This is a genomic window from Bradyrhizobium sp. UFLA03-84 (genome assembly GCF_002289535.1).
GTDB classification, from domain to species: Bacteria; Pseudomonadota; Alphaproteobacteria; order Rhizobiales; family Xanthobacteraceae; genus Bradyrhizobium; species Bradyrhizobium viridifuturi.
Window position 1 is genome coordinate 703,684 of the sequence record NZ_NSJY01000014.1, and the last position, 25,781, is coordinate 729,464.

Annotated in this window: 23 protein-coding genes; 13 read left to right on the forward strand and 10 right to left on the reverse strand. The window is 64.9% G+C overall.

What is annotated here, in order from left to right; genetic code table 11:
• The first annotated feature begins 52 nt into the window (after window positions 1-52).
• A complete protein-coding gene (locus CK489_RS24825) occupies window positions 53-1,027 on the forward strand; it encodes an IclR family transcriptional regulator (RefSeq protein WP_050627082.1) in 975 nt (324 codons plus the stop codon).
• Complete coding sequence (locus CK489_RS24830; protein ID WP_095734148.1) at window positions 957-2,516, forward strand: acyl-CoA carboxylase subunit beta; 1,560 nt, start codon at window positions 957-959, stop codon at window positions 2,514-2,516. The genes CK489_RS24825 and CK489_RS24830 overlap by 71 nt, the downstream gene beginning before the upstream one ends.
• A gap of 9 nt (window positions 2,517-2,525) precedes the next feature.
• On the opposite strand, the gene CK489_RS24835 is transcribed toward CK489_RS24830, so the two are convergent.
• Window positions 2,526-3,689, reverse strand: a complete 1,164-nt coding sequence (locus CK489_RS24835) for a patatin-like phospholipase family protein (RefSeq protein WP_095734149.1) — start codon at window positions 3,687-3,689, stop codon at window positions 2,526-2,528.
• A gap of 220 nt (window positions 3,690-3,909) precedes the next feature.
• Between CK489_RS24835 and CK489_RS24840 the strand changes: the two genes are divergently transcribed.
• A complete protein-coding gene (locus tag CK489_RS24840; RefSeq protein ID WP_095734150.1) occupies window positions 3,910-4,695 on the forward strand; it encodes an acetoacetate decarboxylase in 786 nt (261 codons plus the stop codon).
• 43 nt (window positions 4,696-4,738) lie between these two features.
• Here CK489_RS24840 and CK489_RS24845 read toward each other — a convergent pair whose 3' ends face one another.
• The 4 genes from CK489_RS24845 to CK489_RS41815 form a co-directional block, all read right to left on the reverse strand.
• Window positions 4,739-6,043, reverse strand: a complete 1,305-nt coding sequence (locus CK489_RS24845; protein ID WP_095734151.1) for an MFS transporter — start codon at window positions 6,041-6,043, stop codon at window positions 4,739-4,741.
• 226 nt (window positions 6,044-6,269) lie between these two features.
• Window positions 6,270-7,466 carry an acetyl-CoA C-acyltransferase gene (locus CK489_RS24850; RefSeq protein ID WP_095734152.1) on the reverse strand — a complete coding sequence of 399 codons (1,197 nt, stop codon included), beginning with the start codon at window positions 7,464-7,466 and terminating at the stop codon, window positions 6,270-6,272.
• Between the two features lie 632 nt (window positions 7,467-8,098).
• Complete coding sequence (locus CK489_RS24855) at window positions 8,099-8,611, reverse strand: ParB N-terminal domain-containing protein (RefSeq protein WP_095734153.1); 513 nt, start codon at window positions 8,609-8,611, stop codon at window positions 8,099-8,101.
• Between the two features lie 110 nt (window positions 8,612-8,721).
• The gene (locus tag CK489_RS41815; protein WP_167350138.1) at window positions 8,722-8,889 is read right to left on the reverse strand and encodes a hypothetical protein; all 168 of its coding nucleotides are present in this window, start codon (window positions 8,887-8,889) and stop codon (window positions 8,722-8,724) included.
• Window positions 8,890-9,154: 265 nt separating this feature from the next.
• Between CK489_RS41815 and CK489_RS24860 the strand changes: the two genes are divergently transcribed.
• Window positions 9,155-10,414: an MFS transporter gene (locus CK489_RS24860; RefSeq protein WP_050626989.1), complete on the forward strand. Its 1,260-nt coding sequence runs from the start codon at window positions 9,155-9,157 to the stop codon at window positions 10,412-10,414.
• Window positions 10,415-10,478: 64 nt separating this feature from the next.
• Here the strand turns inward: CK489_RS24860 and CK489_RS24865 are convergent, their stop codons facing one another.
• From CK489_RS24865 to CK489_RS24875, 3 genes are all read right to left on the reverse strand, one after another.
• Complete coding sequence (locus CK489_RS24865; RefSeq protein WP_095734154.1) at window positions 10,479-10,745, reverse strand: hypothetical protein; 267 nt, start codon at window positions 10,743-10,745, stop codon at window positions 10,479-10,481.
• A gap of 170 nt (window positions 10,746-10,915) precedes the next feature.
• A complete protein-coding gene (locus tag CK489_RS24870; RefSeq protein ID WP_095734155.1) occupies window positions 10,916-13,195 on the reverse strand; it encodes an FdhF/YdeP family oxidoreductase in 2,280 nt (759 codons plus the stop codon).
• 191 nt (window positions 13,196-13,386) lie between these two features.
• Complete coding sequence (locus tag CK489_RS24875) at window positions 13,387-14,157, reverse strand: enoyl-CoA hydratase (RefSeq protein WP_095734156.1); 771 nt, start codon at window positions 14,155-14,157, stop codon at window positions 13,387-13,389.
• A 133-nt stretch (window positions 14,158-14,290) separates the two neighbouring features.
• Between CK489_RS24875 and CK489_RS24880 the strand changes: the two genes are divergently transcribed.
• Window positions 14,291-14,827 (forward strand): PaaI family thioesterase, encoded by a 537-nt coding sequence (locus tag CK489_RS24880; RefSeq protein ID WP_095734157.1) that lies wholly within the window; start codon window positions 14,291-14,293, stop codon window positions 14,825-14,827.
• A gap of 74 nt (window positions 14,828-14,901) precedes the next feature.
• Window positions 14,902-15,516, forward strand: coding sequence for a TetR/AcrR family transcriptional regulator (locus tag CK489_RS24885; RefSeq protein WP_095734158.1), 615 nt, complete (start codon window positions 14,902-14,904; stop codon window positions 15,514-15,516).
• Between the two features lie 167 nt (window positions 15,517-15,683).
• Here CK489_RS24885 and CK489_RS24890 read toward each other — a convergent pair whose 3' ends face one another.
• Entirely contained in the window at window positions 15,684-17,255 is a 1,572-nt protein-coding gene (locus tag CK489_RS24890; protein ID WP_095734159.1) for a winged helix-turn-helix domain-containing tetratricopeptide repeat protein, read from the reverse strand.
• A 166-nt stretch (window positions 17,256-17,421) separates the two neighbouring features.
• On the opposite strand from CK489_RS24890, the gene CK489_RS24895 reads away from it, so the two are divergent.
• Window positions 17,422-17,664 carry a DUF1127 domain-containing protein gene (locus CK489_RS24895; RefSeq protein ID WP_063781800.1) on the forward strand — a complete coding sequence of 81 codons (243 nt, stop codon included), beginning with the start codon at window positions 17,422-17,424 and terminating at the stop codon, window positions 17,662-17,664.
• A 12-nt stretch (window positions 17,665-17,676) separates the two neighbouring features.
• On the opposite strand, the gene CK489_RS24900 is transcribed toward CK489_RS24895, so the two are convergent.
• Window positions 17,677-18,591 (reverse strand): LysR family transcriptional regulator, encoded by a 915-nt coding sequence (locus tag CK489_RS24900; protein ID WP_050626982.1) that lies wholly within the window; start codon window positions 18,589-18,591, stop codon window positions 17,677-17,679.
• A gap of 120 nt (window positions 18,592-18,711) precedes the next feature.
• Here CK489_RS24900 and CK489_RS24905 point away from each other — a divergent pair, with 120 nt between their 5' ends.
• From CK489_RS24905 to CK489_RS24930, 6 genes are all read left to right on the forward strand, one after another.
• Window positions 18,712-20,208, forward strand: a complete 1,497-nt coding sequence (locus CK489_RS24905; RefSeq protein WP_050626981.1) for a CoA-acylating methylmalonate-semialdehyde dehydrogenase — start codon at window positions 18,712-18,714, stop codon at window positions 20,206-20,208.
• Window positions 20,209-20,230: 22 nt separating this feature from the next.
• The gene (locus CK489_RS24910) at window positions 20,231-21,376 is read left to right on the forward strand and encodes an isobutyryl-CoA dehydrogenase (RefSeq protein WP_050627080.1); all 1,146 of its coding nucleotides are present in this window, start codon (window positions 20,231-20,233) and stop codon (window positions 21,374-21,376) included.
• Complete coding sequence (locus tag CK489_RS24915; protein ID WP_095734160.1) at window positions 21,373-22,452, forward strand: enoyl-CoA hydratase/isomerase family protein; 1,080 nt, start codon at window positions 21,373-21,375, stop codon at window positions 22,450-22,452. Before CK489_RS24910 ends, CK489_RS24915 begins: the two co-directional genes overlap by 4 nt.
• A complete protein-coding gene (mmsB, locus tag CK489_RS24920) occupies window positions 22,449-23,366 on the forward strand; it encodes a 3-hydroxyisobutyrate dehydrogenase (protein ID WP_283807313.1) in 918 nt (305 codons plus the stop codon). Before CK489_RS24915 ends, mmsB begins: the two co-directional genes overlap by 4 nt.
• A gap of 101 nt (window positions 23,367-23,467) precedes the next feature.
• Window positions 23,468-25,192 (forward strand): AMP-binding protein, encoded by a 1,725-nt coding sequence (locus CK489_RS24925; protein WP_095734162.1) that lies wholly within the window; start codon window positions 23,468-23,470, stop codon window positions 25,190-25,192.
• A gap of 11 nt (window positions 25,193-25,203) precedes the next feature.
• Window positions 25,204-25,683: a MaoC family dehydratase gene (locus CK489_RS24930; protein ID WP_024582135.1), complete on the forward strand. Its 480-nt coding sequence runs from the start codon at window positions 25,204-25,206 to the stop codon at window positions 25,681-25,683.
• Window positions 25,684-25,781 lie beyond the last annotated feature (98 nt).

Sequence of the window (25,781 nt, forward strand, 5' to 3'; positions counted from 1 at the left end):
CTTCATCTGCAAGTGGAATTTTATTCCGCAAGACGGAATGGAGCCAAACAAGATGGGACGGCGCTCGGAACGGCTTAGCCGGCAGGGAATGCTCGCCAGCGAGACTGGCGATGGCGATGTCATCCAGGTGGTGTCGCGCGCGTTTGACGTATTGCGGTGCTTCGAGGGACATGAAGCGCGGCTCGGCAATCTCGAGATCTCGAACCGCTGCGGTCTGCCGCGATCGACGGTGTCGCGCTTGACGCACACGCTGACGCGGATGGGACAGCTCGTCTATCTGCCGCGCGATCAGAAATATCGCATCGGCCCGAGTGCGGTTGCGATGAGCACCTCGATGATGAAGGGGCTGCAGCTCCGCAATCTGATCCGGCTGCGTTTGCAGGATGTCGCCGATCAATTGCCCGGCACGGTGGGCTTCGTCATCCCGGACCGCTTTCATCTGGTCTATCTGGAGTTCGCCCGCGCGGCGAATGCGCTCGGCCTGCATGAGGCCACCGGCAGCCGCATCTCGATGGCGACCACCGCCGCCGGCCACGCCTATACCGCGGCGCTCGATCCTGCGATCGGCGATGCGCTGATCGCGGAGATGGAAGGCGAACTGCCCGAGAGCGCCAAGATGCTGACGCCGCGCATCGCGGCCAATCGCCGGCATCTGCAGGAGCACGGCTACGTCGTTGCCTGCGGCCTGTGGAGCCCGCACATCAACGGCGTCGCGGTGCCGCTGTGGTCGCCGCAATATCAGACCTATGTGGTCACCACGATCGGCCTGCTGTCGGCGATGTATGACGAGCAGCGGCTGCACCGCGAGGTCGCACCGCAGATGGTCGACCTCGCTGCCGCACTCGGCAGCCTGCTCGAAGGCGCCGACGGCGACATCTTCAGCAATCGGATCGAGCGCAAGTCGCTTCCCGTGACCACCCATAACAACAACAAAATCATCAAGACGGAGGCAATGAATGAACTGGAAGCCGGAACTCGACGACCTCGCCCGGCGCGAAGCGTTCGCGCGGGAGATGGGAGGCGTTGACAAGGTCAAGCGGCAACGCGACCAGGGCCGGCTCACGGTTCGTGAGCGCATCGACAAGCTCGTCGACCAGAACAGCTTTCACGAGGTCGGCGCCATCTCCGGCATCGCCGAATACGACGAGAGCAACGAACTCAAGCATCTGACGCCGGCGAACTGCGTGTTCGGCCGTGCCAGGGTCGACGGCCGCACCGTGGTGGTGGTCGGCGACGATTTCACCGTGCGCGGCGGCTCGGCCGATGCATCGATCTCCGCCAAGCCGTTGATGGCCGAGGAGATGGCGCACGACTTCCGTCTGCCGATCGTCCGCGTGATCGAAGGCTCCGGCGGCGGCGGCTCGGTGAAGACGATCGAGACCAGGGGCGCCGCCAATCTGCCCGGCGGCGTCGGCGGCACGCGCTGGTACTGGTACACGACCGCCAATCTGGCGCGGGTGCCGGTGGTCGGCCTCGGGCTCGGCTCGGTCGCGGGCCTTGGCGCCGCCCGGCTCGCGGCCACGCATTACTCGATCATGACCAAGAATTCCGCGATGTTCGTCGCCGGCCCGCCGGTGGTGAAGCGGCTCGGCCAGGATCTGACCAAGCAGGAGCTCGGCGGCGCCGACATCCAGACCCGCGCCGGCGCGATCGACCAGGCCGTCGAGACCGAGGAGGAGGCGTTCGACTATGCGCGGCGCTTCCTGTCCTATCTGCCGGCGTCGGTCTACGATCTGCCGCCGACCATTCCCTGCACCGACGATCCGGAACGGGCCGAGGAGTCGCTGCTAAAGGCCGTGCCGCGCAATCGCCGCCAGGTCTACAAGATGCGTCCGATCATCGAGGCCGTGGTCGACAAGGGCTCGTTCTTCGAGGTCGCTGCCAATTTCGGCCGCCCGGTCATCACCGGCCTGGCGCGGATCGAGGGCCGAGCAGTGCTGCTGCTCGCCAGCGACCCGTTCCACTATGGCGGCTCGTGGACCGCGGATGCCTGCGCCAAGGTGGTGCGCTGGGTCGACTTCGCCGAGACCTTCCATCTGCCGGTGGTCTATCTGATGGATTGCCCCGGCTTCATGATCGGGCTCGAGGCGGAGAAGTCGGCGACCATCCGCCACGGCGTGCGGGCGATGGCCGCGGTCAACCAGAGCACGGTGCCGTGGTGCACCATCATCATCCGCAACGCCTTCGGCGTCGCCGGCGTGGTGCATCAGCCGGCCAACCGCTTCTCGATGCGCTATGCCTGGCCATCGGCCTACTGGGGTTCGCTGCCGCTCGAGGGCGGCATCGAGGCGGCCTATCGTGCCGAGATCGACGCGGCCGCCGATCCCGCCGCCAAGCTGCGCGAGATCGAGGACCGCCTCAACAAGCTGCGCTCGCCGTTCCGCTCGGCCGAGAAGTTCTGGGTCGAAGAGGTGATCGACCCGCGCAAGACGCGCTCGCTGCTCTGCGAATTCGCGCGCCTTGCCGAGCCGATCCGCAAGGCCGGCCCGCCAAGCAACATGTCGACGCGGCCGTAAGGCCGCTTCCTACTCGCTCTCGCGATGCACGTCGTGGATCACGATGCCCATGCCGTTCTCGGGCATCTTGATCCAGTCGCGCCGCTTCAGCGAGCGCTTGGTATCCTCGTGTCCGCTCGCCCAGTGCTCGCGCATCGAGGTGCCGGAGAACTCGTGGTCCTTGGCGTCGCCCTCATAGGCCTTCTGCTGATAGATCAGCTGTAGCAGCGTGATGCCCGGCAGCCGGCTGTTGGCCTTCTTGAGCTGGCGCTCCTCGTCCGAGAGCTGGTCGTCCGGAATCTTTCCCAGCGCGTTGTGCAGGGCGGTGCGCAGATTGTAGGTCTTGCGGTAGACGTCGGTGTTGTAGCGGGTGCGCGACGAATACATGATGTCCTTATGGCGGGCCATCACGTCCTGGATGTCGCGTGGCAGCACACCGCGGGCCGAGAACAGGTCGACCTGGAACACCAGCGAATTGGCATTGTCCTCCTGGTCGAGCAAATGCTGCAGCGGCGTGTTGGAGACGATGCCGCCGTCCCAGAAATGATCCGTGCCGACCTTCACCATCGGCAGTGCCGGCGGCAACGCGCCGCTCGCCATGATGTGTTCGGGGATGATCTCGTCATGGGCATTGTCGAAATAGATGAAGTTGCCGGACAGCACGTTCACGGCGCCGACCGCGAAGCGCATCTTCTTGGAATTGATGCGGTCGAAATCGACGAGCTCGAGCAGCGATTCACGCAAGGGCGTGGTGTCGTAATAGCTCGTCGCGGTACGCGCGCCGGCCGGGCTGAGCCACGGATTGCTCTGATGCGGGGTGAAGAAGCCGGGCTGCCCCAGCGTCGTCGTCAGCCATGAGCTGGTGAGATTGCGCGCCCTGCGGAAGATGTCGCCGTCCGGCGTGTAGTGCCAGATCTTGCGGCTGGTGATGCGATCCCAGAAAGTGTGCAGCCGCTCCAGCCGCTTGTCGGGCGGATTGCCGGCGATGATCGCCGAGTTGATCGCGCCGATCGAGACGCCGCAGACCCAGTCGGGCTCGATGTTGCACTCATGCAGCGCCTGGTAGACGCCGGCCTGATAGGCGCCGAGCGCGCCGCCGCCCTGCAGCACCAGCGCCACGCGATCGCAGCCTTCGGGACGCCAGCCGGGCGTCGCATGCTCGATATCGTCGACATGAGGGGTACGCGCGTCCATGTCAGGCACTCCAACAATTCGCGGCGAGAATTCAGGGCGCCGATGACGCCGTGATGACAAGTGAGGCCCCGCGCTTGGCGCGTTCGGCATGGCTGCCTGCATGGTTAGCATTGGGCTCATCGGCCGAACCGAGGTCACGCCCCTGACGGAAATCCCTCATATCGCTGTCAATCTCGGCCGATAGCTTCCGCGCTACATTTGCCAACAGGGGGTTATTGCGATGCGCAGGGAAGATCTGCTCAAGCTTCCGTCCATGCCGGCCGCCGGTCCGAGCTATCCCGCCGGTCCTTACCGCTTCATCGATCGCGAATTCCTCGTCATCACCTATGAGACCGATCCGGAATTGATCCGCGCCGGGCTGCCTGAACCGCTGGAGCCGATCGAGCAGGCGATCGTACATTACGAATGGATCAAGATGCCCGACAGCTCCGGCTTCGGCAGCTACACCGAGTCCGGCCTCGTGATCCCTGCGCGGCTGCATGGTGAAGAGGTCAACTTCGTCTGCCAGATGTATCTCGACGATGATCCGCCGATCGCGGCCGGCCGCGAGATCTGGGGCTTCCCGAAGAAATACGCCCATCCCAAGCTCGAGATCGTCAAGGACACCCTGACCGGCACGCTGGAATATGCCGGCCAGCTCGTTGCGATGGGCACGATGGGCTACAAGCACGAGAGCATGGCGGGCAATGGCGACGTCACCCGCGCCACGCTGTCGAAGACGCAAGTCAATCTGAAGATGATCCCCGGCGTCGACGGCCGTCTAGAGGTCTGCCAGCTGGTCGCGATCAACCTGACCGACATCGTCGTCAAGGGTTCGTGGATCGGGCCGGGCCGGCTGCATCTCGTGCCGCACGTCAACGCACCGGTCGCGGATTTCCCGGTCAAGCGCGTGGTCGGCGCGCATCACTACATCGCCGACCTGACGCTGCCGTTCGGCCGCGTCGTGCACGACTACAACAAGGAAGCCGCCGAGGCCGCAGCGCCGACCGGCCTCGCTGCGGAGTAGGCGCCGGCCGCGGTAGGCATAGGGCCGGAACCGGCGCGGCCGCTCAAGCCGCGGCCGGTTTTGGCTCGGCCACCGGCTTCGGTTGCGGCCGCGCGATCGCCAGTGTCATCAGCGCAGCGCAGACACATAGTGCGCCGGCGATGAAGAACGCCGGCAGATAGCTGGAATAGACCGTGCGCGATACGCCGGCGCCGAACGCGGCCGCGCCGGCGCCGAGCTGGTGGCCGGCGAAGATCCAGCCGAACACCAGATTGGCGCGCTCGGCGCCGAAGCGCTGCGCGGTGAGGCGCACCGTCGGCGGCACGGTTGCGATCCAGTCGAGCCCGTAGAACATCGCGAACAGCGACAGGCCGTAGAAGGTGAAATCGGAGTAGGGCAGGTACAGCAGCGACAGCCCGCGCAGGCCGTAATACCAGAACAGCAGATAGCGGTTGTCGTAGCGGTCGGACAGCCAGCCCGAGATGATGGTGCCGAAGAAATCGAAGATGCCCATCGCGGCGAGCAGGCTCGCGGCCTGCACCTGCGGGATGCCGAAGTCGAGACACATCGGGATCAGATGGACCTGGACCAGGCCGTTGGTCGAGGCGCCGCAGACGAAGAACGTCGCGAACAGGATCCAGAACACCGACGATTTCGAGGAGTCGCGCAGCGTGCCGAGCGCCGCGGCCATGATCGGCGCATTGGCCGGCGGCGGCGCGGGGAGGGGCGCGGTGCCCGTATCGCCGAACGGGCGCAGGCCGACGTCGCTCGGCCGGTCGCGCATCAGCATCAGCACCGCAAAGGCGGCGACGCCGAGCATGACGCAGACGAATCCAAGTGCGACGCGCCAGCCATAGCGCTCCGTGATCGTGGCGAGCAGCGGCAGGAAGGCGAGCTGCCCGGTCGCGACGCTCGCGGTGAGCATGCCGATCACGAGGCCGCGTCGCGCCACGAACCAGCGCGTGGCGATGGTTGCGCCGAGCACCAGCGCGGTCATGCCGGTGCCGATCCCGATCACGACGCCCCAAAGCAGGATGAGCTGCCAGACCTGGGTCATCGCCAGTGACGCGACAAGGCCGGAGACCACGATCAGCTGCGCCGCCAGCGTCACGTTGCGCAGGCCGTAGCGGTTCATCAGCGCGGCGGCGAACGGCGCCATGAGCCCGAACAGGATGAAGCGGATCGACAGCGCCGAGGAGATCTCGGCGGTGGACCAGCCGAATTCCTTCTGCAGCGGCACGATGAAGACGCCGGGTGCGCCGACGGTGCCGGCCGAGATCAACGCGGCGAGGAAGGTCACGGCGACCATCACCCAGCCATAGTGGACGTTGCGGCGGGCGAGGGCGGAAGCAAGCCAATTCGAGATCATTGTGGTCCAGATCAAATGCAATGAGGTTGTATTCGCGATGCGCAATATGGCACGGCGCGTCCATGTCTAAAATGGCGAAGTTCCCTCGTTTTCGGACATTAGGTGGGTAATGGCTTTCCGCAACGGCGTCATTGCGAGCAGCAAAGCGACGAAGCAATCCATGGCGCCGCATATGCGGGACGATGGATTGCTTCGCTTCGCTCGCAATGACGGGGAACGCTATCGCTTAATGCACCACCCGCTCGACCGCGATCGCGGTGGCTTCGCCGCCGCCGATGCACAGCGCGGCAACGCCGCGCTTCAGGTTCTGCGCCTCCAGCGCGTGCAGCAGGGTCACGATCAGCCGCGCGCCGGTGGCGCCGATCGGATGGCCGAGCGCGCAGGCGCCGCCATTGATGTTGAGCCGGTCACGGGGAATGCCGAGGTCGCGCTGCGCCGCCATCGCGACCACCGCGAACGCCTCGTTGATCTCGAACAGGTCGACATCGCCGACGCTCCAGCCGACCTTGTCGAGCAGCTTTCTGATCGCAGGGATCGGCGCTGTCGTAAACCACTGCGGCTCCTGGCTGTGGGTGGCGTGGCCCTTGATTTCGGCGAGCACCGGCAGTCCGTCGCGATCGGCGAGCGAGCGCTTCGCAAGGATCAGCGCCGCGGCGCCGTCGGCATTGGCCGAGGAGGCCGCCGGCGTGATGGTGCCGTTGGCGCGGAACGCCGGCTTAAGGCCGGGGATCTTTGCCGGATCCACCTTCAGCGGGTGCTCGTCATTGGCGATGATGCGTGGCCCTGCCTTCTCGGTGAGCGTGATCGGCGCGATCTCGGCCTTGAAGGCGCCGCCCTCGACCGCCTTGCGGGCGCGGCTCAGCGTTTCCATCGCATAAGTGTCCTGGTCGGCGCGGGTGAACTGATAGGCCTCCGCGGTGGCCTCGCCGAAATCGCCCATCGAGCGGCCGGTCTCATAGGCGTCCTCGAGCCCGTCCATCATCATGTGGTCGATGATGCGATCGTGGCCGGCGCGATAGCCGCCGCGTGCCTTCTGCAACAGATACGGTGCATTGCTCATGCTCTCCATGCCGCCGGACAGCACGATCTCGGCCGAGCCCGCCCTGATGATGTCGTGAGCCAGCATGGTCGCCTTCATGCCGGAGCCGCAGACCTTGTTGACGGTGGTGGCGCCGGTCGCATCCGGCAGCCTGGCGCCGCGCGCGGCCTGGCGGGCGGGGGCCTGGCCCTGGCCGGCGGGCAGCACGTTGCCCATGAACACCTCGTCGATTCGCTCGGGCGCGAGTTTGGCGCGTTCGAGCGCCGCGCCGATCACATGCGAGCCGAGCTTGTGGGCGGCGAGCGGTGTGAGCTCGCCCATGAAACGGCCGAGCGGGGTGCGGGCGGCGGAGAGGATGACGACGGGATCGGCGCTGGATGCCATGGCGGAACTCCGTTCCATGCGGGAATCTAATTGAATTATGTGCATCATATGATGCGATGCAAAAAATGCAACTGCGGCTCCCATGACAAAATGTCGTGTTCGCATGAGTTGGTGGGGGACATGCTTCACCCCGATCTCCGCTGTCGTCCTGGCTTTCACCAGGACGACGCTGTGGATGGTTCTCGATTCAGGATATCAAGCACGCGGTGTCATCACCCGCGAAGGCGAAAGCGGTGATCCAGCATTCCAGAGGTAGTCGTTGTTGAACCGATGGGCCGCGGCGTGCTGGATCGCCCGGTCAAGCCGGGCGACGACGGGTGTTGGTGGGGACAAGATTCCCGTCACGTGTCCCTGCGAAAGCAGGGACCCATACTCCGCGGCGGATGAAAGGGACTCGTCGCACCGACATCGTGCACAATAGCCATTCGTGGTTATGGGTCCCTGCTTTCGCAGGGACGACACCGAAGGTGTTGCATGCTCTGTGAAAGGCTGACAGCTTTCTACCGCATGTATTGCTTCCAGCTAGAATACATCTTGAAGATGATGAGGGGCGCTGCGGCGGGCTGGGCTGCCTGAATCAGCGCGGGGGTGCTAGACGCAGGAGCACATGGCCGGCATATACGGTCCGGCCATTAGTAGCGGCCGCCATCGCGCTTTTGCTGCGTGAGCCATTCCGACAGGGTTTTCGTTTTCGATCCTGCATCGCGGGACGGGCCTCGTCCAATGTTCCTGCCGGAACGCGTTGACCGGAGCTCGGTCGATTGAGGTTTCATGGTTGCAGCCGCGGATGCGGTCGATCTATCCGCAGCTTCCTTTTCGAGGCGCAGCTTTTTCAATCGCGCCATCTTGTCCCGCTCAGCCTCGGTTTCAGCAGTGTCGGATAGCAACGCCTTGTGGTGCGCAGTCTCTGCCGAACCCAGCACTCCGATAATCGTGGTCTCGCCCAGTGCCTTGCAGGCCTCGAGCCGATGCAATCCCTCGAGCAAGACGAGCCGGCCCTCGTCAGGCCGAACGAGAATCGGGAGTTGCTGTCCGACCTCCAGAATGCTCGCGGCGATCTCTTGAACGACCTCGGGCCTGAGGGTCTTCCTCTTCTTCAGGGGAACGTAGATCTGGTCGATTGGAAGGCTTTCCGGGCCAGGCACGGTATTACTCCCTCCTCAGGGCGATCCAAACACGGGTCAAGGACGAAGCGCTACGCCGTGGCCGTAGTCTTGTAAACCAGAGCGGGGCCTCAAGCGCTCGACTTCATTGCCTAATCCGACCGCCAGGCGCCGAGCAGAAATCGCCGCTTCGGTGCGGAGCCGGCCTGCTTCTGCACGTCGGGCAGATCGACGGCGTAACGCTTCATCAGCAACTTGATTGCGATCCCGATGATCACAAAGGGCGTCACGTAGATCGCGAAAACTTCGAAGGCTGTCATGTGGTCCTCCGCGGTTTCGGATCGGCATTGTAGCACATCATCTCACGGGGCGGACCAGACGGATGGCCCGACAACACGCGTTGGTGGGCAGTGCAGCACGCCGCTACCGCCGCGCATGGCCGCATGCGGCGGCTTCGATTGACACGGACACCGTCAGCGCTACGTTCCGGAACAGGGAATTTTCGCAAGAGAATCAACACCCGGATTCAAGACCCAGAAGAACCAAGAAAAGGGCAGGACACGCCGTGACACGCGTCATCGCGTCGTGAGCGGGACCACGCGGACCTCCGCGCTCGCACCGTTTCGCATCCGCAGCTATCGCTTCCAATGGCCGTCCGACCTGCTCACCTCCTGGGCGTTCGAGGTCGAGACGCTGGTGCTCGGCTGGTACATCATGGTCGAGACTGGCTCGGTGCTGCTGCTGACCGTGCTCGCCTCACTACAATATGTCGGCACCCTGGTCGCGCCCGTGGTCGGCATGATCGGCGACCGCATGGGGCACCGGGATCTCCTCGCCGTGATGCGCTTTGCCTATACGGCGCTGGCCGGCACCATCATGACGCTGGCGCTGACGGGACATCTCGCACCGCTCAACGTCATGATCATCGTCGCGATCATGGGGCTGATCCGCCCATCGGATCTCGGCGTGCGTGGCGCGCTGCTCGCCGACATCATGCCGCCGGAGCAGCTGGTCGGTGCCATCAGCCTGGCGCGCACCACGCAGGACTCCGCGCGCATCGCCGGTGCGCTGACCGGGGCGGGATTGTTCGCTGCGCTCGGCATCGGTTATGTCTATGTCGGGATCGCCAGCTTCTATTTCGTCGCCGCCATCCTGATGCTCTGCATGGGCCGGCCGAAGTCCCACGGCGCAGCCGCTCAGTCTGACGTCGACCTGCCGGGCTCAAAATTGCTGCGCGATCTCAAGGAGGGCATCGTCTATGCCTGGAGCGGCCCGGGCATGCGCGCCGCGCTGTGTGTCGCCTTCCTCGCCAACCTCACCGCGTTTCCGCTCACCAACGGGCTGTTGCCCTATGTCGCGCGCGACATCTTCCACACCGACCAGACCGGCCTCGGCTATCTCTCCGCAAGCTTTGCGGTCGGCTCGCTGATCGGCTCGATCACGCTCAGCATGGCCGGCGGCGTGCGCATCGCGCGGCTTCTGATCGGTGCGACGCTCGCCTGGTACGCGATGCTGTTGGTGTTCGTCGAGCTCCGCACCATGCCGGTGGCGATGGCCTGCCTGGTGCTTGCCGGCATCGCGCAGAGCATGTCGATGATCTCGGCGGCCGTGATGCTGATGCGCAATGCCAGCGCGCATCTGCGCGGCCGCGTGATGGGCGTGCGGATGATGGTGATCTACGGCCTGCCGCTCGGCCTGCTCGCGGCCGGCAGCCTGATCGATCTAATCGGCTACACCGCGACCGGCACGCTGCTGGCCGCCGCCGGCTTCATGGCGATGCTGGCGATCGCCGTGCACTGGCGCGCCGATCTCTGGCCGGTGCACGCGCCGGCGAATGCGAGGTGAGGGGCGGTGCATTTGATATCCGGTGCGCGCCGGGTTCCGTACACCACCGCTGGGCCTATGCAAGTCACGGGTTGTGTTCACGCAGAAGTTTCTGGATGCGCGAGACTGCATCCGAGAACTCTCCGAACTCTTCCTTCGTGAACGCAGCGTACTGGTAGTTGCCGCTGCTCAGCTCCGCCAGAACGACATAATAGTCGCCGGACGAGCTCTCTTGCTTAAGCCGCAGGGAGATCGTCGAGAAGCCGCCGTTCATGGGAGTGTCTATCCGCTCAATCACTTGTCCGCTGACGACTCGCTTGAGCGCCTTGAACGCAGAAAACAACGATCCCATCGATCACTCCGGGGTGAGTGTCGAAACAGTATAATGGCTGCACTGATAGCACAACTCCTGCGAGTGTTATTTGGATGAGCAAACACGGTAGTTCAGATGAACGCAGCGATATCCGGGGATAGGAATACCCCGCATATCGCTGCGTTTCATCCGGGCTACGGCCTGGTCGCTTACACTGCCTGGGCCGCCTTGCGGATGTGCACCGGCACCGATTTGTACGACGGCGTGCCGCTTTCCTTGTCCTGATAGTCGAGCGGCACCAGGCCGTTGGCTTCGGGATAATAGGCGGCGACCGAGCCGCGGGCGATGTCGTAGGCGATCGCCGTGAGGGTGAGGCGGCGCGGCGCGCCCGAGGGCAGCGCCGTCTCGATCTCGACGAGGTCGCCATGGGCAAGCCCGCGCTCGGCGAGATCGGCTGCGTTGGTGAACAGCACGTCGCGTCGCCCGAACACGCCGCGATAGCGGTCGTTCAGCCCATAGATCGTGGTGTTGTACTGATCGTGGCTGCGGATGGTGGCGAGCTTGAGGACGCTGTTGTCGGCCAGGGCAGGGTCTTCTTCGAGGCCCTTGAAGATCAGGAATTCGGCCTTGCCTGACGGCGTGGTCCATTTGCGCTCGGTCGGCGGCAGCGGCAGGCGGAAGCCGCCGGGAATCCGGATCCGCGCGTTGTAATCCCTGAAGTCGGGGAAGACGCCCTCGATGGCGTCGCGGATGCGGTCGTAGTCGGCGATCAGCTCGGTCCACGGCACCTTGCTCGCCGGCAAGGTCGCCATCGCCATGCCGGCAACGATCGCCGATTCCGAGAGCAGATTTTCCGAGGCCGGGGTGAGCTTGCCGCGCGAGGCATGCACCATCGACATCGAATCCTCGACGGTGACCACCTGCGGGCCCGAGGCCTGGATATCGCGTTCGGTGCGGCCCAGCACCGGCAGGATGATCGACTGCTTGCCGACCAGGAGATGCGAGCGGTTGAGCTTGGTGCCGAGATGCACGGCAAGCTCGAGCTTGCGCATGGCGGATGTGCAACGCTCGGGGTCGGGCAGGGCGATGGCAAAATTGCCGCCGAGACAAATCAGCACCTTGGATCTTCCGTCGTCGATCGCCTCCATCGCGGCGACCGCGTCATGGCCGTGATGGCGCGGCGGCTTGAAGCCGAAGGTGCGCTCGATGCCCTCGAACATCGGGATATTGGGTTTCTCGGTGATGCCGACGGTGCGATTGCCCTGCACGTTGGAGTGACCGCGCAGCGGGCAGATGCCGGCGCCGGGCTTGCCGTAATTGCCCTTCAAGAGCAGCAGGTTTGCGATCTGCTGCACATTGTCGGTGCCGCGCATGTGCTGGGTGATGCCCATGCCGTAGGTGACGATGGTGGCGTTGGACTTGGCGTAGGCGGCGGCGACCTCGCCGAGCTGGGCGCGGCTGAAGCCTGAGACGGTCTCGATCGCTTCCCACGGCGTGGCGCGGAGATCGGCCGCGAAAGCCTCGAAGCCGTTGGTGTGCTCGGCGATGAAGGCATGATCGAGCACGTCGTGGCTCGCGTCATCCTTCTCGATCAGCGCCTTCATGACGCCCTTCAGCACCGCGGCGTCGGCGCCGACCTTGGGCTGATAATAGGTCGAGGCGATCCGGGTCGAGCCGAGCGTTGCCATCTCGATCGGGTCCTGCGGATCGGCAAAACGCTCCAGCGCGCGCTCGCGCAGCGGATTGAACACGATGATCGGCACGCCGCGGCGCGAGACCTCCCACAGCGTGCCCATCATGCGCGGATGGTTGGTGCCGGGGTTGTGGCCCATCGCGATGATCAGCTCGCAATGGTCGAAATCATCCAGCGACACCGTACCCTTGCCGATGCCGATCGATTGCGGCAGCCCGACGCTGGTCGCCTCGTGGCACATGTTCGAGCAGTCGGGGAAATTGTTGCTGCCGTATTCGCGCGCGAAGATCTGGAACAGGAAGGCGGCCTCGTTCGAGGCGCGGCCGGAGGTGTAGAACTCGGCCATGTTGGGATCCGGCAGCGCGCGCAGGCTCTCGCCGATCCGCGCAAAGGCGGCATCCCACGCGATCGGCTGGTAGGTGTCGCTTGCGGAATCATAGGCGAGCGGCTCGGTCAGCCGGCCCTCGTTCTCCAGATGGAAATCGGTCCAGCCGAGCAGTTCGGTCACGGTGTGCGCGGCGAAGAATTCCGGTGTGACGCGCTTGCTGGTCGCCTCCCAGGTCACGGCCTTGGCGCCGTTCTCGCAGAACTGGAAGGTGGAGGTGTGCTCCTTGTCGGGCCAGGCGCAGCCCGGACAATCGAAGCCGTCGGGCTTGTTGGTCCGCAGCAGCGTGATCGGCGCCTCGACCAGATCCATCTGGGTGCGAACCGCCTCGGCGGTGGCCTTGAGGGCGCCCCAGCCGCCGGCCGGAGCATCATAGGGGCGGATACCGGGAACGTCGCGCTTTTGGACCATATGTCCTCCTGCTGCCTTTGAGTGGTGCCCCCGTGCGTTTGTCCCGAAAATGATTGTCTTCTTGGCCCGCGGGCGTCGGCGAGACGGCCGTTGCGATCGACGTTCTCGATCGGACGCGCCTGTCTCGTCGTTCAGGTTAGCCTAGTCGGCTGTCGTCGGCGGTCAACAGTCCGTCAAATGCGTTGTTGCTATTACCGTTTGCGATCCAAAAACCCCTGCAGCAGCCGCTGCGGCTCGCCGGTCTGGAACGATTTTCCGAACACGCCGACGCTGAGGTTGACCGACTCGGTCAGCGGCAGCTCCTCCCATTGCCGCAGCAGGTCCTTCTGGATGCGCAGCGCCTCGGGGCCGCATTCCAGCAGCGCCTTGACGGTGTGCTCGACGGCCTCATCGAGACCGCCGGGTTTTGCCACTGTGTCGACCAGGCCCCAGGACAGCGCCGTCGGGGCGTCGATGTTCTCGGCGGTCATCATCAGCCAGCGGGCGCGGCCCCAGCCGATCAGCCGCGGCAGCAGCGCGGCATGGATCACCGAGGGGATGCCGACGCGCACCTCGGGCATGCCGAACATCGCATCATGCGCCGCGACGCGGACGTCGCAGGCGGCCGCAACCTCGAGGCCACCGCCGAGGCACCAGCCGGGCAGGCGGGCGATGACAGGCGCGGGGAATTTGCGCACCGCCTCGCAGAGGTCGCGCAGGCGGCTGATGAAGGCCTCGGCCGATGTCTGGTCGAGCGTCGCCATCTCCTTGATGTCGGCGCCGCCGATCATGCTGCGTTCGCTTTCGCCGGCCAGGATCACCGCGCGGATGGTCGGATCGGCGGCCAGATGCTCAAAGCCTTCGCGCACGCCATTGGTCACGGCCGAGCTGACGATGTTCAGCTTGCCGGCGTTGCAGATGGTGAGGCGGACGACGCCTCTGTGGTCGCGGTCGATGCCGCAGTGGGGATTGAGCATGTCCATGGAAAAAGTCCCGGCGCAAGAATTGATCGCGCCATGTCCCGGACAAACCCGGTCCCTGTCAAGCATCGGCGCCGCGGTTGCGCCGGCGAACGCGGATATATAGAATTATATTCATCATATAAATGGAGCCGTCATGACCGCCGCTGAGACAGCAGATCTTCATTCGCCCGAGCTGACGCGCACGCGCGTGGTGGAATGGCAGGCGCCCGGGCCGGTGGCGAAGGCGGCGCTGCCGATGTCCGGCATCGAGGCGATGCGTGCGATCCGCGACGGCGTGTTGCCGCCGCCGCCGATGGCCAGGCTGATCGGCTTCCGCGTGGCCGCAGTCGAGGAGGGGCGTATCGTGATGGAACTCGATGCGCACGAGAGCCTGGAGAACACGATCGGCCTGCTGCACGGCGCGACCGCCGCGGCGCTGCTCGATACCGCGATGGGCTGCGCGATCTCGACCCTGCTGCCCGCCGGGCAGACCTCGGTCACGCTCGACCTCAAGCTGACCTATCTGCGTCCGCTGTCGGCGCGGTCCGGAACCATCGCGGCCGAGGGCAAGGTGATCAAGCTCGGCCGCCAGACCAGCTACACCGAGGGGTTCGTCCGCGACGGCAAGGGCAATCTTGCGGTGCACGCGACCGCGACATTTTCCATGCTGGGCGGAACCCCAACCCCCTGAATAAGACGAAATAAATGCAGCGTCGCGGCTGCAAATCTGCTATTATATGATTAGAAACATTCCATGAGATCGGCATGCGCTATTCGAAAGAGCACAAGCAGGAGACCCACGCACGGATCGTGAAGCGGGCTGCGACGCGGCTGCGCGAGAAGGGCGCCCATGGCATCGGCGTCGCCGACCTGATGAAGGACGCCGGGCTGACCCATGGCGGCTTCTACGCGCATTTCGACTCGCGCGAGGCGCTGGTGATCGAGGCGTTCAACTATGCGATGGACCGCGCCACCGAGCGCTGGCGCAAGGTCACCGCGGAAGTGGCGCCGGAGAAGCGGCTTTCGACCATCGTCGACGGCTACCTGTCGGCGACCCATCGCGACGACCCCGGCCAGGGCTGTGCGGTGCCGGCGCTCGGCGCCGAGATCGCCCGCGAAAGCCTGAAGACCCGCAAGGCCTTTGCGCTCAAGCTGGATCAGATGATCGACATGATCACCGACCAGATCCAGGACGTGCCGCGCAAGACCGCGCGCAAGCAGGCCATGGGTGTGCTCGCGACCATGCTGGGCACCATCGTGATGTCGCGGATCGCCGGCAATGGCGAGATGTCCGACGAAATCCTGAGCGCGGGCCGCGAGGCGGCGCTGGGACGTGCGACGACAGTGAAGGCGTCGGCGAAGAAAGCCAAGGCAAACTAGCCGATTTGGTTCCCCGCGTCGTCCCGGCGAAAGCCGGGACGACGACATCATGGCCCGCTAAGCGGCGTGCGCCCGGTTTCCATCGTCTTGTAGTGTAGGATGTAGTCGGCCACCGACGCGGTTTGCCGGTTCGATTCTGCTGCTGAGGGTGCGCCGCGAACCCACATTCATTCGGGGAGCCCGGCTGCGCGAAGAGCCTTGGTAAAGAGCGCAAGATCCTCCGCTCGCCGAAATGGTGCGAGCTCTCCCAGATTGGAGATGCGCAAATCGGGATCGCGCTCGCGGATGCGTGCGATGCCCTTTTGTGCCGCCTCGAGGCGTCCGGTGAGTGCGTTGCTGGCTGCGGACATGCAGATGGCCAGCAGGAAATCCGAATTGTCGCGCAATGCTCTTTCGGCCCATGACGACGCCATTTCGTAGCGGCCCGAGAGAAAATGCGCATACGACACCGCTCCGTGTATGCCGTACATGGACGGATCGAGAGGGCTGAGGCGCATGGCGTGCATCGCGTAGTCAAGCGCGAGATCGGGTTCGCCCCTGAAGGCTCTCACCCATGCACCGAGATGCCACGCTTGCGCCAGGTTCGGATTGACCGCCAGCCCGCGATCCACGAAGGCGGCGGCATCATCGAATTCATGGGCGATGAAGGCGAGGACATAGGCACCCATGCAGATCGCTGCAGGGTCGTCTGCTCCGAGATGCACCGCCTTCCAGCCTAGCCTCGTAGCTTCGGCACTTTCCTGCACACGATCCATCATCCAGTGGCGCGCTTTGCGTTGGATGTAGCACCACCCGGCCATGCCATAGGCGCAGGCGAGACCGGGGTCGAGCTGGATCGCCTTGCTGAAGAGCTGGAGCGCTTCGCCGTTGGCTTCCCTGGTCCACTGGCGAACGATCGCCAATCCACGCAGGTAATAGTCGTATGCATCCAGATTCTCGGTTGGCTTGCGCCTGGCTCGCTTGATTTCCTCGCGCTGCAGCATGGGTGCGATGGCGCCCACGACGGTGGAGGTCACCTGGTCCTGCAGATCGAAGATATCTTCGAGCGCCCCGTCAAAGCGGTCCGCCCAGAGATGTGCGCCGGTTTCGGTATCGATCAGCTGACCGGCGATGCGAATGCGGTTTCCGGCCTTGCGCACGCTGCCTTCGAGCACATAGCGCACCGCAAGCTCGCGGCCGACCTGCTTGATGTCCACGGGCCGGCCCTTGTATGTGAAACTCGAATTGCGCGCGATCACGAGCAGCCAGCGAAACCGCGACAGCGCCATCGTGATCTCTTCCACGACGCCATCGGCGAAATACTCTTGTTCCGGGTCGGCGCTGAGGTTCTGAAACGGCAGCACGGCGATCGAAGGCTTGTCGGTGAGCTTGCGGGGTGGCTGCTGCGGTTCGACCGGTGGGTCGGCTGTTGCCGCGCTCGCCGGCACCGGCTCTTCCCGGACCATGCCGACGAACCGGAAGCCCTTGCGCGGCAGGGTCTTGATGAGGCGCTGCGCCTGGCCGGAATCGCCGATCGCGCTCCGCGCAGCGTTGAAACGTGTGGTCAGGGCCGCATCGGACACGCAACGCCCGTTCCAGATCGCCTCGATGAGATCGTCCTTGCTGACGACGCGCTCCCTGTTGCGGATCAGAAAGTCGAGCAGGTCGAATACCTGTGGCGCGACGGAGACCACGTCCGTCCCGCGATGCAGCTCGCGCCGGTCCGTGTCGAGTGCGTACTCCTCGAAGAGATAGCGCAAGCCGCGAATCCCTTGGGTGTGCGTCCGATGGTCGCGATGAGGCACTGTGGCCGGGCCTCACGGGCCAAGAATAAGCCGCCGGTGAGGAAAATGTAAGCCGCCTGTCAAGTGCGCTCGAGCACGCCCCGGTACCGTGTCCTGACGGAACGAACCTCGAGGTGCTGCAATGAGCACGACCTACGGTCCATTGAATTCGGCCCAAGCGACCGCATCGACGCCGCGGATCTCCGGCGCCTTCAGGAGCTTTTGGGACGCAATTCAGGAATGGCGCAAATGGGAGCGGCTGCGCGCCGACCTCGGCAGCCTGAGCGATCGGGAGCTCATGGATATCGGGATATCGCGCGGCGAGGTCGACTACGTCGCATCGAACCGGGATGTCGACCCGCGCGGCATCCGATCCGCCGGATGACGTCGCCGAGCCCTACGGCCCACTAAATAGCGCGCGCTCGGCTTCCACGGTCTCGTAGATATAATCCGCCACCGCCCGGATGCGGGCGAGGTCCTTGCTGTCGGCGTGCATCAGGAGCCAGAAGGTGCGCGAGATGCGCACCTCGTCGCGCAGCACCGGCTGCAGCTCGGGATGGGCTGATGCCATGAAGTGCGGCAGCACGGCGATGCCGAAGCCGGCAATGGTGGCATTGAGCTGCGCGATCAGATTGGCGCTGCGGAATTTCGCGGAGATCTTCGGAGAGACCTGCGGGAGATAGTCCAGTTCCGGTGTGAACAGCAGCTCCTCGATGTAACCGACGAAGCGGTGCCGCGGCAGGTCGGTACGCGCGGCGATGGCAGGCGCCTGCGCCAGATAGGCGGGCGCGGCATAAAGCCCGAGCGTGTAGTCCAGGAGCTTGCGGCCGACGATGCGGCCTTCCTTCGGCATGGTCAGGCTGATCGCAATGTCGGCCTCGCGCTTGGAGAGCGAGAACAGCCGCGCGGTGGCGACGAGCTGCAGATCGAGATCGGGATACCGCTCGGTGAACTTGACCAGCCGCGAGGCCAAAAAGTGGCTGCCGAAGCCGTCGGGCGCGCCGATCCGCACCGTGCCGGTCAAGTGGGCGCGCGAGCCGCCGACCGCCTCCTGGTTGGCGACGATGGTGGATTCCATCGCCTCCGCGCTGTCGGCGACGCGCTGGCCGGCCTCGGTGAGCAGGTAGCCGGTCTTGCGGCGATCAAACAGTTTTGCGGAGAGGTGGCCTTCCAGCCGGTCGACACGCCGGATCACTGTGGCATGATCGACGCCAAGCTGCTTGGCGGCAGCCGAAACCGACCCGCCGCGCACGATGGCAAGCACGAAACGGAAGTCGTCCCAGTCGATCGTGTCGCCGCCTTGATCCTGCATTTCCGCACATCTATGGTGCAATTTATCGGACTTGAATCCCATAAAATGCAGGGTCATTAGGGTTTGTAAAGTGATCCCGCCGGCCGGCTGGCGATTCAGGTCCTTCAGGGAGGGTTATCCATGCGTTCAATCGGACATTTCATCGGTGGCAAGGAGGTCAAGGGCACCTCGGGCCGTACGGCAGACGTTTTCGAGCCGATGACCGGCGAGGTCCAGGCCAAGGTCGCGCTGGCCTCCAAGGCCGAAGTCCGCGCCGCGGTCGAGAACGCCAGGGCGGCACAGGGCGAATGGGCGGCTACCAACCCGCAGCGCCGCGCCCGCGTCATGATGAAGTTCGTCGAACTGGTGCAGCGCGACTACGACAAGCTCGCCGAATTGCTCGCGCGCGAGCACGGCAAGACCGTTCCCGACGCCAAGGGCGACATCCAGCGCGGCCTCGAGGTCGCCGAGTTCGCCTGCGGCATCCCGCATCTGATGAAGGGCGAGTACACCGAAGGCGCCGGTCCCGGCATCGACATCTATTCGATGCGCCAGCCGCTCGGCGTCGTCGCCGGCATCACGCCGTTCAACTTCCCGGCGATGATCCCGATGTGGAAGTTCGCCCCTGCGATCGCCTGCGGCAACGCGTTCATCCTGAAGCCCTCGGAGCGCGATCCCGGCGTGCCGATGAAGCTCGCCGAACTGATGATCGAAGCCGGGCTGCCGGCCGGCATCCTCAATGTCGTCAACGGCGACAAGGAAGCGGTCGACGCCATCCTGGACGATCCCGACGTCAAGGCGATCGGCTTCGTCGGCTCCACGCCCATTGCCCAGTATATCTATGAGCGCGCCGCGCAGACCGGCAAGCGCTGCCAGTGCTTCGGCGGCGCCAAGAACCACGCCATCATCATGCCCGACGCCGACATGGACCAGGCGGTCGACGCGCTGATCGGCGCCGGCTACGGCTCGGCCGGCGAGCGCTGCATGGCGGTGTCGGTTGCGGTGCCCGTCGGCAAGACCACCGCTGACCGGCTGATGGAAAAGCTGATCCCGCGCGTCGAGTCGCTCAAGATCGGCACCTCGGTCGATCCGTCGGCCGACTACGGCCCGCTGGTGACCCGCGAGGCGGTCGAGAAGGTCAAGAGCTACATCGACATCGGCGTCAAGGAAGGCGCCACGCTCGCGGTCGACGGCCGCGGCTTCAAGATGCAGGGCTACGAGAACGGCTTCTATCTCGGCGGTTCGCTGTTCGACAACGTCACCAAGGACATGCGGATCTACAAGGAAGAGATTTTTGGCCCGGTGCTGTCGGTGGTGCGCGCCAAGGACTATCACGAGGCGCTGGCGCTGCCGTCCGACCATGACTATGGCAACGGCGTTGCGATCTTCACCCGCGACGGCGACGCCGCGCGCGACTTCGCAGCCAAGGTCAATGTCGGCATGGTCGGCGTCAACGTGCCGATCCCGGTGCCGATCGCCTATTACACCTTCGGCGGCTGGAAGAAGTCCGGCTTCGGCGATCTCAACCAGCACGGCCCGGACTCGGTCCGCTTCTACACCAAGACCAAGACGGTGACCTCGCGCTGGCCGTCTGGCGTCAAGGACGGTGCGGAGTTCTCGATCCCGACGATGAAGTAAGTCCGTTCAGGGCGAGGCAATGATGCAGTTCGCTCTCAACGAGGACCAGATCGCGGTTCGCGACATGGCGCGGGCGTTTGCGGCGGAAAAGATCGCGCCGCACGCGCTCGAATGGGACGAGAAGAAGCACTTTCCGGTCGACGTGATGCGCGAGGCCGCAGGCCTCGGCATCGGCGGCATCTATATCAAGGACGAAGTCGGCGGCTCGGCGATGACGCGGTTCGATGCCGCGCTGATCTTCGAGGCGCTGGCGACGGGCTGTCCGACCACGTCCGCCTTCATCTCGATCCACAACATGGCGTCCTGGATGATCGATGCTTACGGCAACGACACCCAGCGCCACCAATGGCTGCCGAAGCTCTGCACCATGGAGCTGATCGCCAGCTACTGCCTGACCGAGCCGGGTGCCGGCTCCGACGCCGCCGCCTTGCGCACCCGCGCGGTGCGCGACGGCGATCATTACGTGCTCAACGGCCAGAAGCAGTTCATCTCGGGCGCCGGCAGCACCGACCTCTTGGTGGCGATGGTACGCACCGGCGGCGATGGCCCCGGCGGCGTTTCGACCATCGTGATCGACGGCAAGACGCCGGGTGTGTCGTTCGGTAACAACGAGCGCAAGATGGGCTGGAACGCGCAGCCGACCCGCGCGGTCGTTTTCGAGAATGCCCGCGTGCCGGTCGCGAACCGGCTCGGCGAGGAGGGCATCGGCTTCAAGATCGCGATGGCCGGCCTCGACGGCGGCCGTCTCAACATCGCGGCGTGCTCGCTCGGCGGCGCGCAGGCGGCGCTCGACAAGGCGCTGGCCTACATGAAGGACCGCAAGGCCTTTGGAAAGCGCCTCGACGAATTCCAGGCCCTGCAATTCAAGATCGCCGACATGGCGACCGAGCTGGAAGCCGCGCGCACCTTCCTGTGGCGCGCCGCGGCGGCGCTCGATCGCAAGGACCCCGACGCCTCGATGCTGTGCGCGATGGCGAAGCGCTTCGGCACCGATGTCGGCTTCGAGGTTGCCAACCAGGCGCTGCAACTGCACGGCGGCTACGGTTATCTCAGTGAGTACGGCGTCGAGAAGATCGTGCGCGATTTGCGCGTGCACCAGATCCTCGAAGGCACCAATGAAATCATGCGGCTGATCGTGTCGCGCAAATTGATCGAGGGCGCGCGATGAACGATGTTGCCGCGGAAGGCGATCTGATCGCACGCAAGGAAGGGGCGGCCGGCATCATCCGGCTCAACCGGCCGAAGGCGATCAATGCCGTCACGCTGGAGATGTTCCACGACATCGACAGGGCGCTCGATGCGTTCGAGGCCGATCCCGAGGTCGCCGTGATCGTGCTGGAAGGTGCCGGCGAGCGCGGCCTGTGTGCCGGCGGCGATATCCGCGCGCTCTGGGAAAGCTCCAAGGTCAAGGGTGATCTCGGCAAGATCCTGTGGCGTGACGAGTACATCCTCAACGCGCGGATCAAGCAGTTCCCAAAGCCCTATGTCGCGTTCATGGACGGCATCGTGATGGGCGGCGGAGTCGGCCTGTCGGCGCACAGCCGCCACCGCGTGGTGACAGAACGGACGAAACTCGCGATGCCTGAAGTCGGGCTTGGTTTCTTCCCCGACGTCGGCGGCACCTATCTGCTGTCGCGCTCGCCGGGCGAGATCGGCACCTATTTTGGTCTCACCGGCACCACCATGAATGGTCCGGATGCGATCTACGCCAAATTCGCCGACGCCGTGGTGCCGAGCGCAAAGCTCCCCGCGCTGCGCGAGGCGCTGACCAAGGTCGCACCACGCACCAGTTCGGCGGAGATCGACCGGCTGATCGCGGGCTTTGCGACCGGCGAAAAATCCGGCCCTGTTGCCGCGATGCAGGCCAAGATCGACGGCTGGTTCGCGCGCGGCCGGATGGAAGACATCGTCGCCGCACTGACGGCCGACGGATCGGACCTGGCGCAGGCCACGCTGAAGACGCTCAATGAGAAGTCGCCGCGCGGCATGGCGGTGACGCTGAAACTGTTGCGGCTGGCGCGGGCGACCGAGACGCTGGAAGAGTGCCTGGTGCGCGAATATCGCGCCGCACTTGAAGTGTTTGCCAGCGACGATTTCCGTGAGGGCGTGCGCGCCGCCGTGATCGACAAGGACCGCAGTCCGAAATGGTCGCCGCCTGGGATCGAGGACGTGACGGCGGAGATGCTGGCGCCTTACTTCGCCGAGATCGGCGCCGATGAACTGAGATTCCCTGACAGCAAATAGAAACGTCGCAAGCGGAGGAACTTCCCATGGCAAACGTCGCATTCATCGGGCTCGGCAATATGGGCGGGCCGATGGCGGCCAATCTGGTCAAGGCCGGCCACAAGGTGACCGCGTTCGATCTGGTCGCCGCGTCCCGCGATCAGGCGAAGAGCGACGGTGCCGCGATCGCCGAGAGCGGCGTCGGCGCGGTGAAGGGCGCCGATGTTGTCATCACCATGCTGCCGGCCGGCAAGCATGTGCTCGGCGTCTGGAACGAAGTGCTTCCGGCGATGGCCAAGGGCGCGCTGATCATCGACTGCTCGACCATCGACGTCGAGAGCGCCAAGCAGGCGCATGCGCTGGCCGCCAAGCACGGCATGGCCTCGATCGATGCGCCGGTCTCCGGCGGCACCGGCGGCGCCAAGGGTGCGACGCTGACCTTCATGTGCGGCGGCGAGGCCAAGGCCTTCGCGGCGGCCCAGCCGATGCTGGCCAACATGGGCAAGAAGATCGTGCATTGCGGCGCCGGCGGCGCGGGGCAGGCGGCGAAGATCTGCAACAACATGATCCTCGGCATCTCCATGATCGCGGTCGGCGAGGCTTTCGTGTTGGCTGAAAAGCTCGGCCTGTCGCACCAGGCGCTGTTCGACGTCGCCTCGACCTCGTCGGGGCAGTGCTGGTCGCTGACGACCTACTGCCCGGTTCCCGGTCCGGTGCCGACCTCGCCGGCCAACAACGACTACAAGCCGGGCTTCGCTTCGAACCTGATGGTGAAGGACCTGACGCTGGCACAGGACGCCGCCAATGCCGCCGGCGCGGTGACGCCGCTCGGCAAGCATGCGCAGGAGCTCTATAAGACCTTCGACGCGTCGGGCCACGGCGGGGTCGACTTTTCCGGAATTATCCAGCACGTTCGCAGCCTCGCTGGGAAGTAATTCTATTGCGTCATCCTTTGGACGCCGCGTATAGCGCGGCTCCTCGAGCGACAACGCAAAGCGTTGCGCGGGGATGACGACAGCGGATGTGGAGAAGCCGGATGACCACATTTCAGGACGCACGCGCCTTTCTACTCAAGCACCGAACCGACTACGACGCGGCGGTGAAGGGCTTCCGCTGGCCGGATGCCGTGCCGTTCAACTGGGCGCTCGACTGGTTCGACGCCGAGCTCGCGCGCAATGCCGACAGCCGCGACCGTGCGGCGCTGTGGATCGTCGATGCCGCCAGCGGTAATGAAACCAAGCTCAGCTTCGCCGAGCTGTCGCACCGCTCAAATCAGGTCGCCAATTTCCTGCGGGCGCAGGGGTTGAAGCCCGGCGATCATCTGTTGCTGCTGCTCGGCAATGTCGTGCCGCTGTGGGAGACCATGCTGGCCGCCATGAAGCTCGGCGTGGTCGTGATCCCCGCGACCACGCTGCTCACCGCCGACGAATTGCGCGACCGGCTCGATCGCGGCAAGGCGAGGGCGGTGGTCGCAACCCAGGATCAGGTCGCAAAGTTCGCAGGCCTCGGCAGCGACAAGCTCGTGCGCATCGTCGTCGGCGCGACGCAGGCGCAGGACGGCTGGCTGCCGTTCGAGGAGGCGACCAAGGCGCCAGACGACTTCACGGCCGACGGCCCGACCCAAGCCGACGATCCGATGCTGCTCTATTTCACCTCGGGCACCACGGCAAAGCCGAAGCTGGTGCGGCACAGCCAGCGCAGCTATCCGGTCGGCCATCTCTCGACCATGTACTGGATCGGCCTGCAGCCCGGCGACATCCATCTCAACATCTCGTCGCCCGGCTGGGCCAAGCATGCCTGGAGCTGCTTCTTCGCGCCGTGGAACGCCGGCGCAACGATCTTCATCGCCAACCAGCCGCGCTTCGAGGCGAAAGGACTGCTCGCGATCATCGGCCGCTGCGGCGTCACCACGCTGTGCGCGCCGCCGACGGTGTGGCGGATGTTCATCCAGGAAGATCTCGCAAGCTTCAAGGTCTCGCTGCGCGAGGTCTGCGGCGCCGGCGAGCCGCTCAATCCTGAGATCATCGACCAGGTCAAATCGGCCTGGGGCCTGACCATTCGCGACGGCTACGGCCAGACCGAGACCACCGCGCTGGCGGGCAATTCGCCGGGGCAAAAGGTGAAGGTCGGCTCGATGGGCCGGCCGCTGCCGGGCTATCGCGTCCAGGTGACCGACAATGACGGCCACGCCGCCAAGGAAGGCGAGGTGACCTTGCTGCTCGGCGCCGACAGGCCGGCCGGTCTGATGCAGGGCTATCAGGGCGACGACGGCAAGCTCATTGGTACGGACGGCGAGATCTATCGCAGCGGCGACGTCGTGTTCACCGACGACGAGGGCTATCTCACTTTCGTCGGCCGGACCGACGACGTGTTCAAATCTTCCGATTACCGCATCTCGCCGTTCGAATTGGAGAGCGTGCTGCTGGAGCATGATGCGGTGGCGGAGGCCGCCGTGGTGCCGAGCCCGGACCCGATCCGGCTCGCGATCCCCAAGGCCTATGTGTTGCTGGTCTCCGGTGTCGAGCGCAGCCCCGAGACGGCGCTGTCGATCTTCCAGCACCTGCACACAAGGCTCGCGCCGTTCAAGCGCATCCGTAAGATCGAGCTCGTGACCGAACTGCCGAAGACGATCTCCGGAAAAATCCGCCGGGTACAGTTGCGCCGGCTCGAACATGACGATAATCGCACAGATGCGTTGCGCGGAGCCGAGTTCCGCGAGGAAGAGTTTCCGGAGCTGCAGAAGGTGCGGACCTCCGGTTAGGAGGTCAGCCAATGAACGAAGTCTGGAAGAAGCCGCCGGTGTCGCTGGAAACCTACCAGGGCATGGTCGGCAAAGAGATCGGCGTGTCCTCGTGGCACGTGCTCGATCAGGGCCGCATCAATACCTACGCCGACGTGATCGAGGATCACCAGTTCATCCATGTCGATCCCGAGCGGGCCAAGAAGGAGACCGCGTTCGGCACCACGATCGCCCACGGCTTCCTCACGATGTCGCTGCTCAGCATCATGTCCTACGAGGTGATGCCGGTGCTCGAAGGCACCGCGATGGGCGTCAATTACGGCTTTGACAAGCTGCGCTTCATCTCGCCGGTGCGCTCGGGCAAGCGCGTTCGTGGCCGCTTCGTGCTGGCCGAGGCCACGCTGCGCAAGCCGAAGGAGCTGCTGTCGCGCACCAACGTCACGGTCGAGATCGAGGGCGAGGAAAAGCCCGCGCTGGTCGCCGACTGGCTTGGGCTGATCTATTTCAGCTAGCAGATGGTTGAGTAGCTCCACCTTTCCTGCAAGCAGGAGAGGTGGAGCGAGCCCGCCTCGTCCAAGTAGTGCATTGACGGCCTTGAATCCTGGTGTCC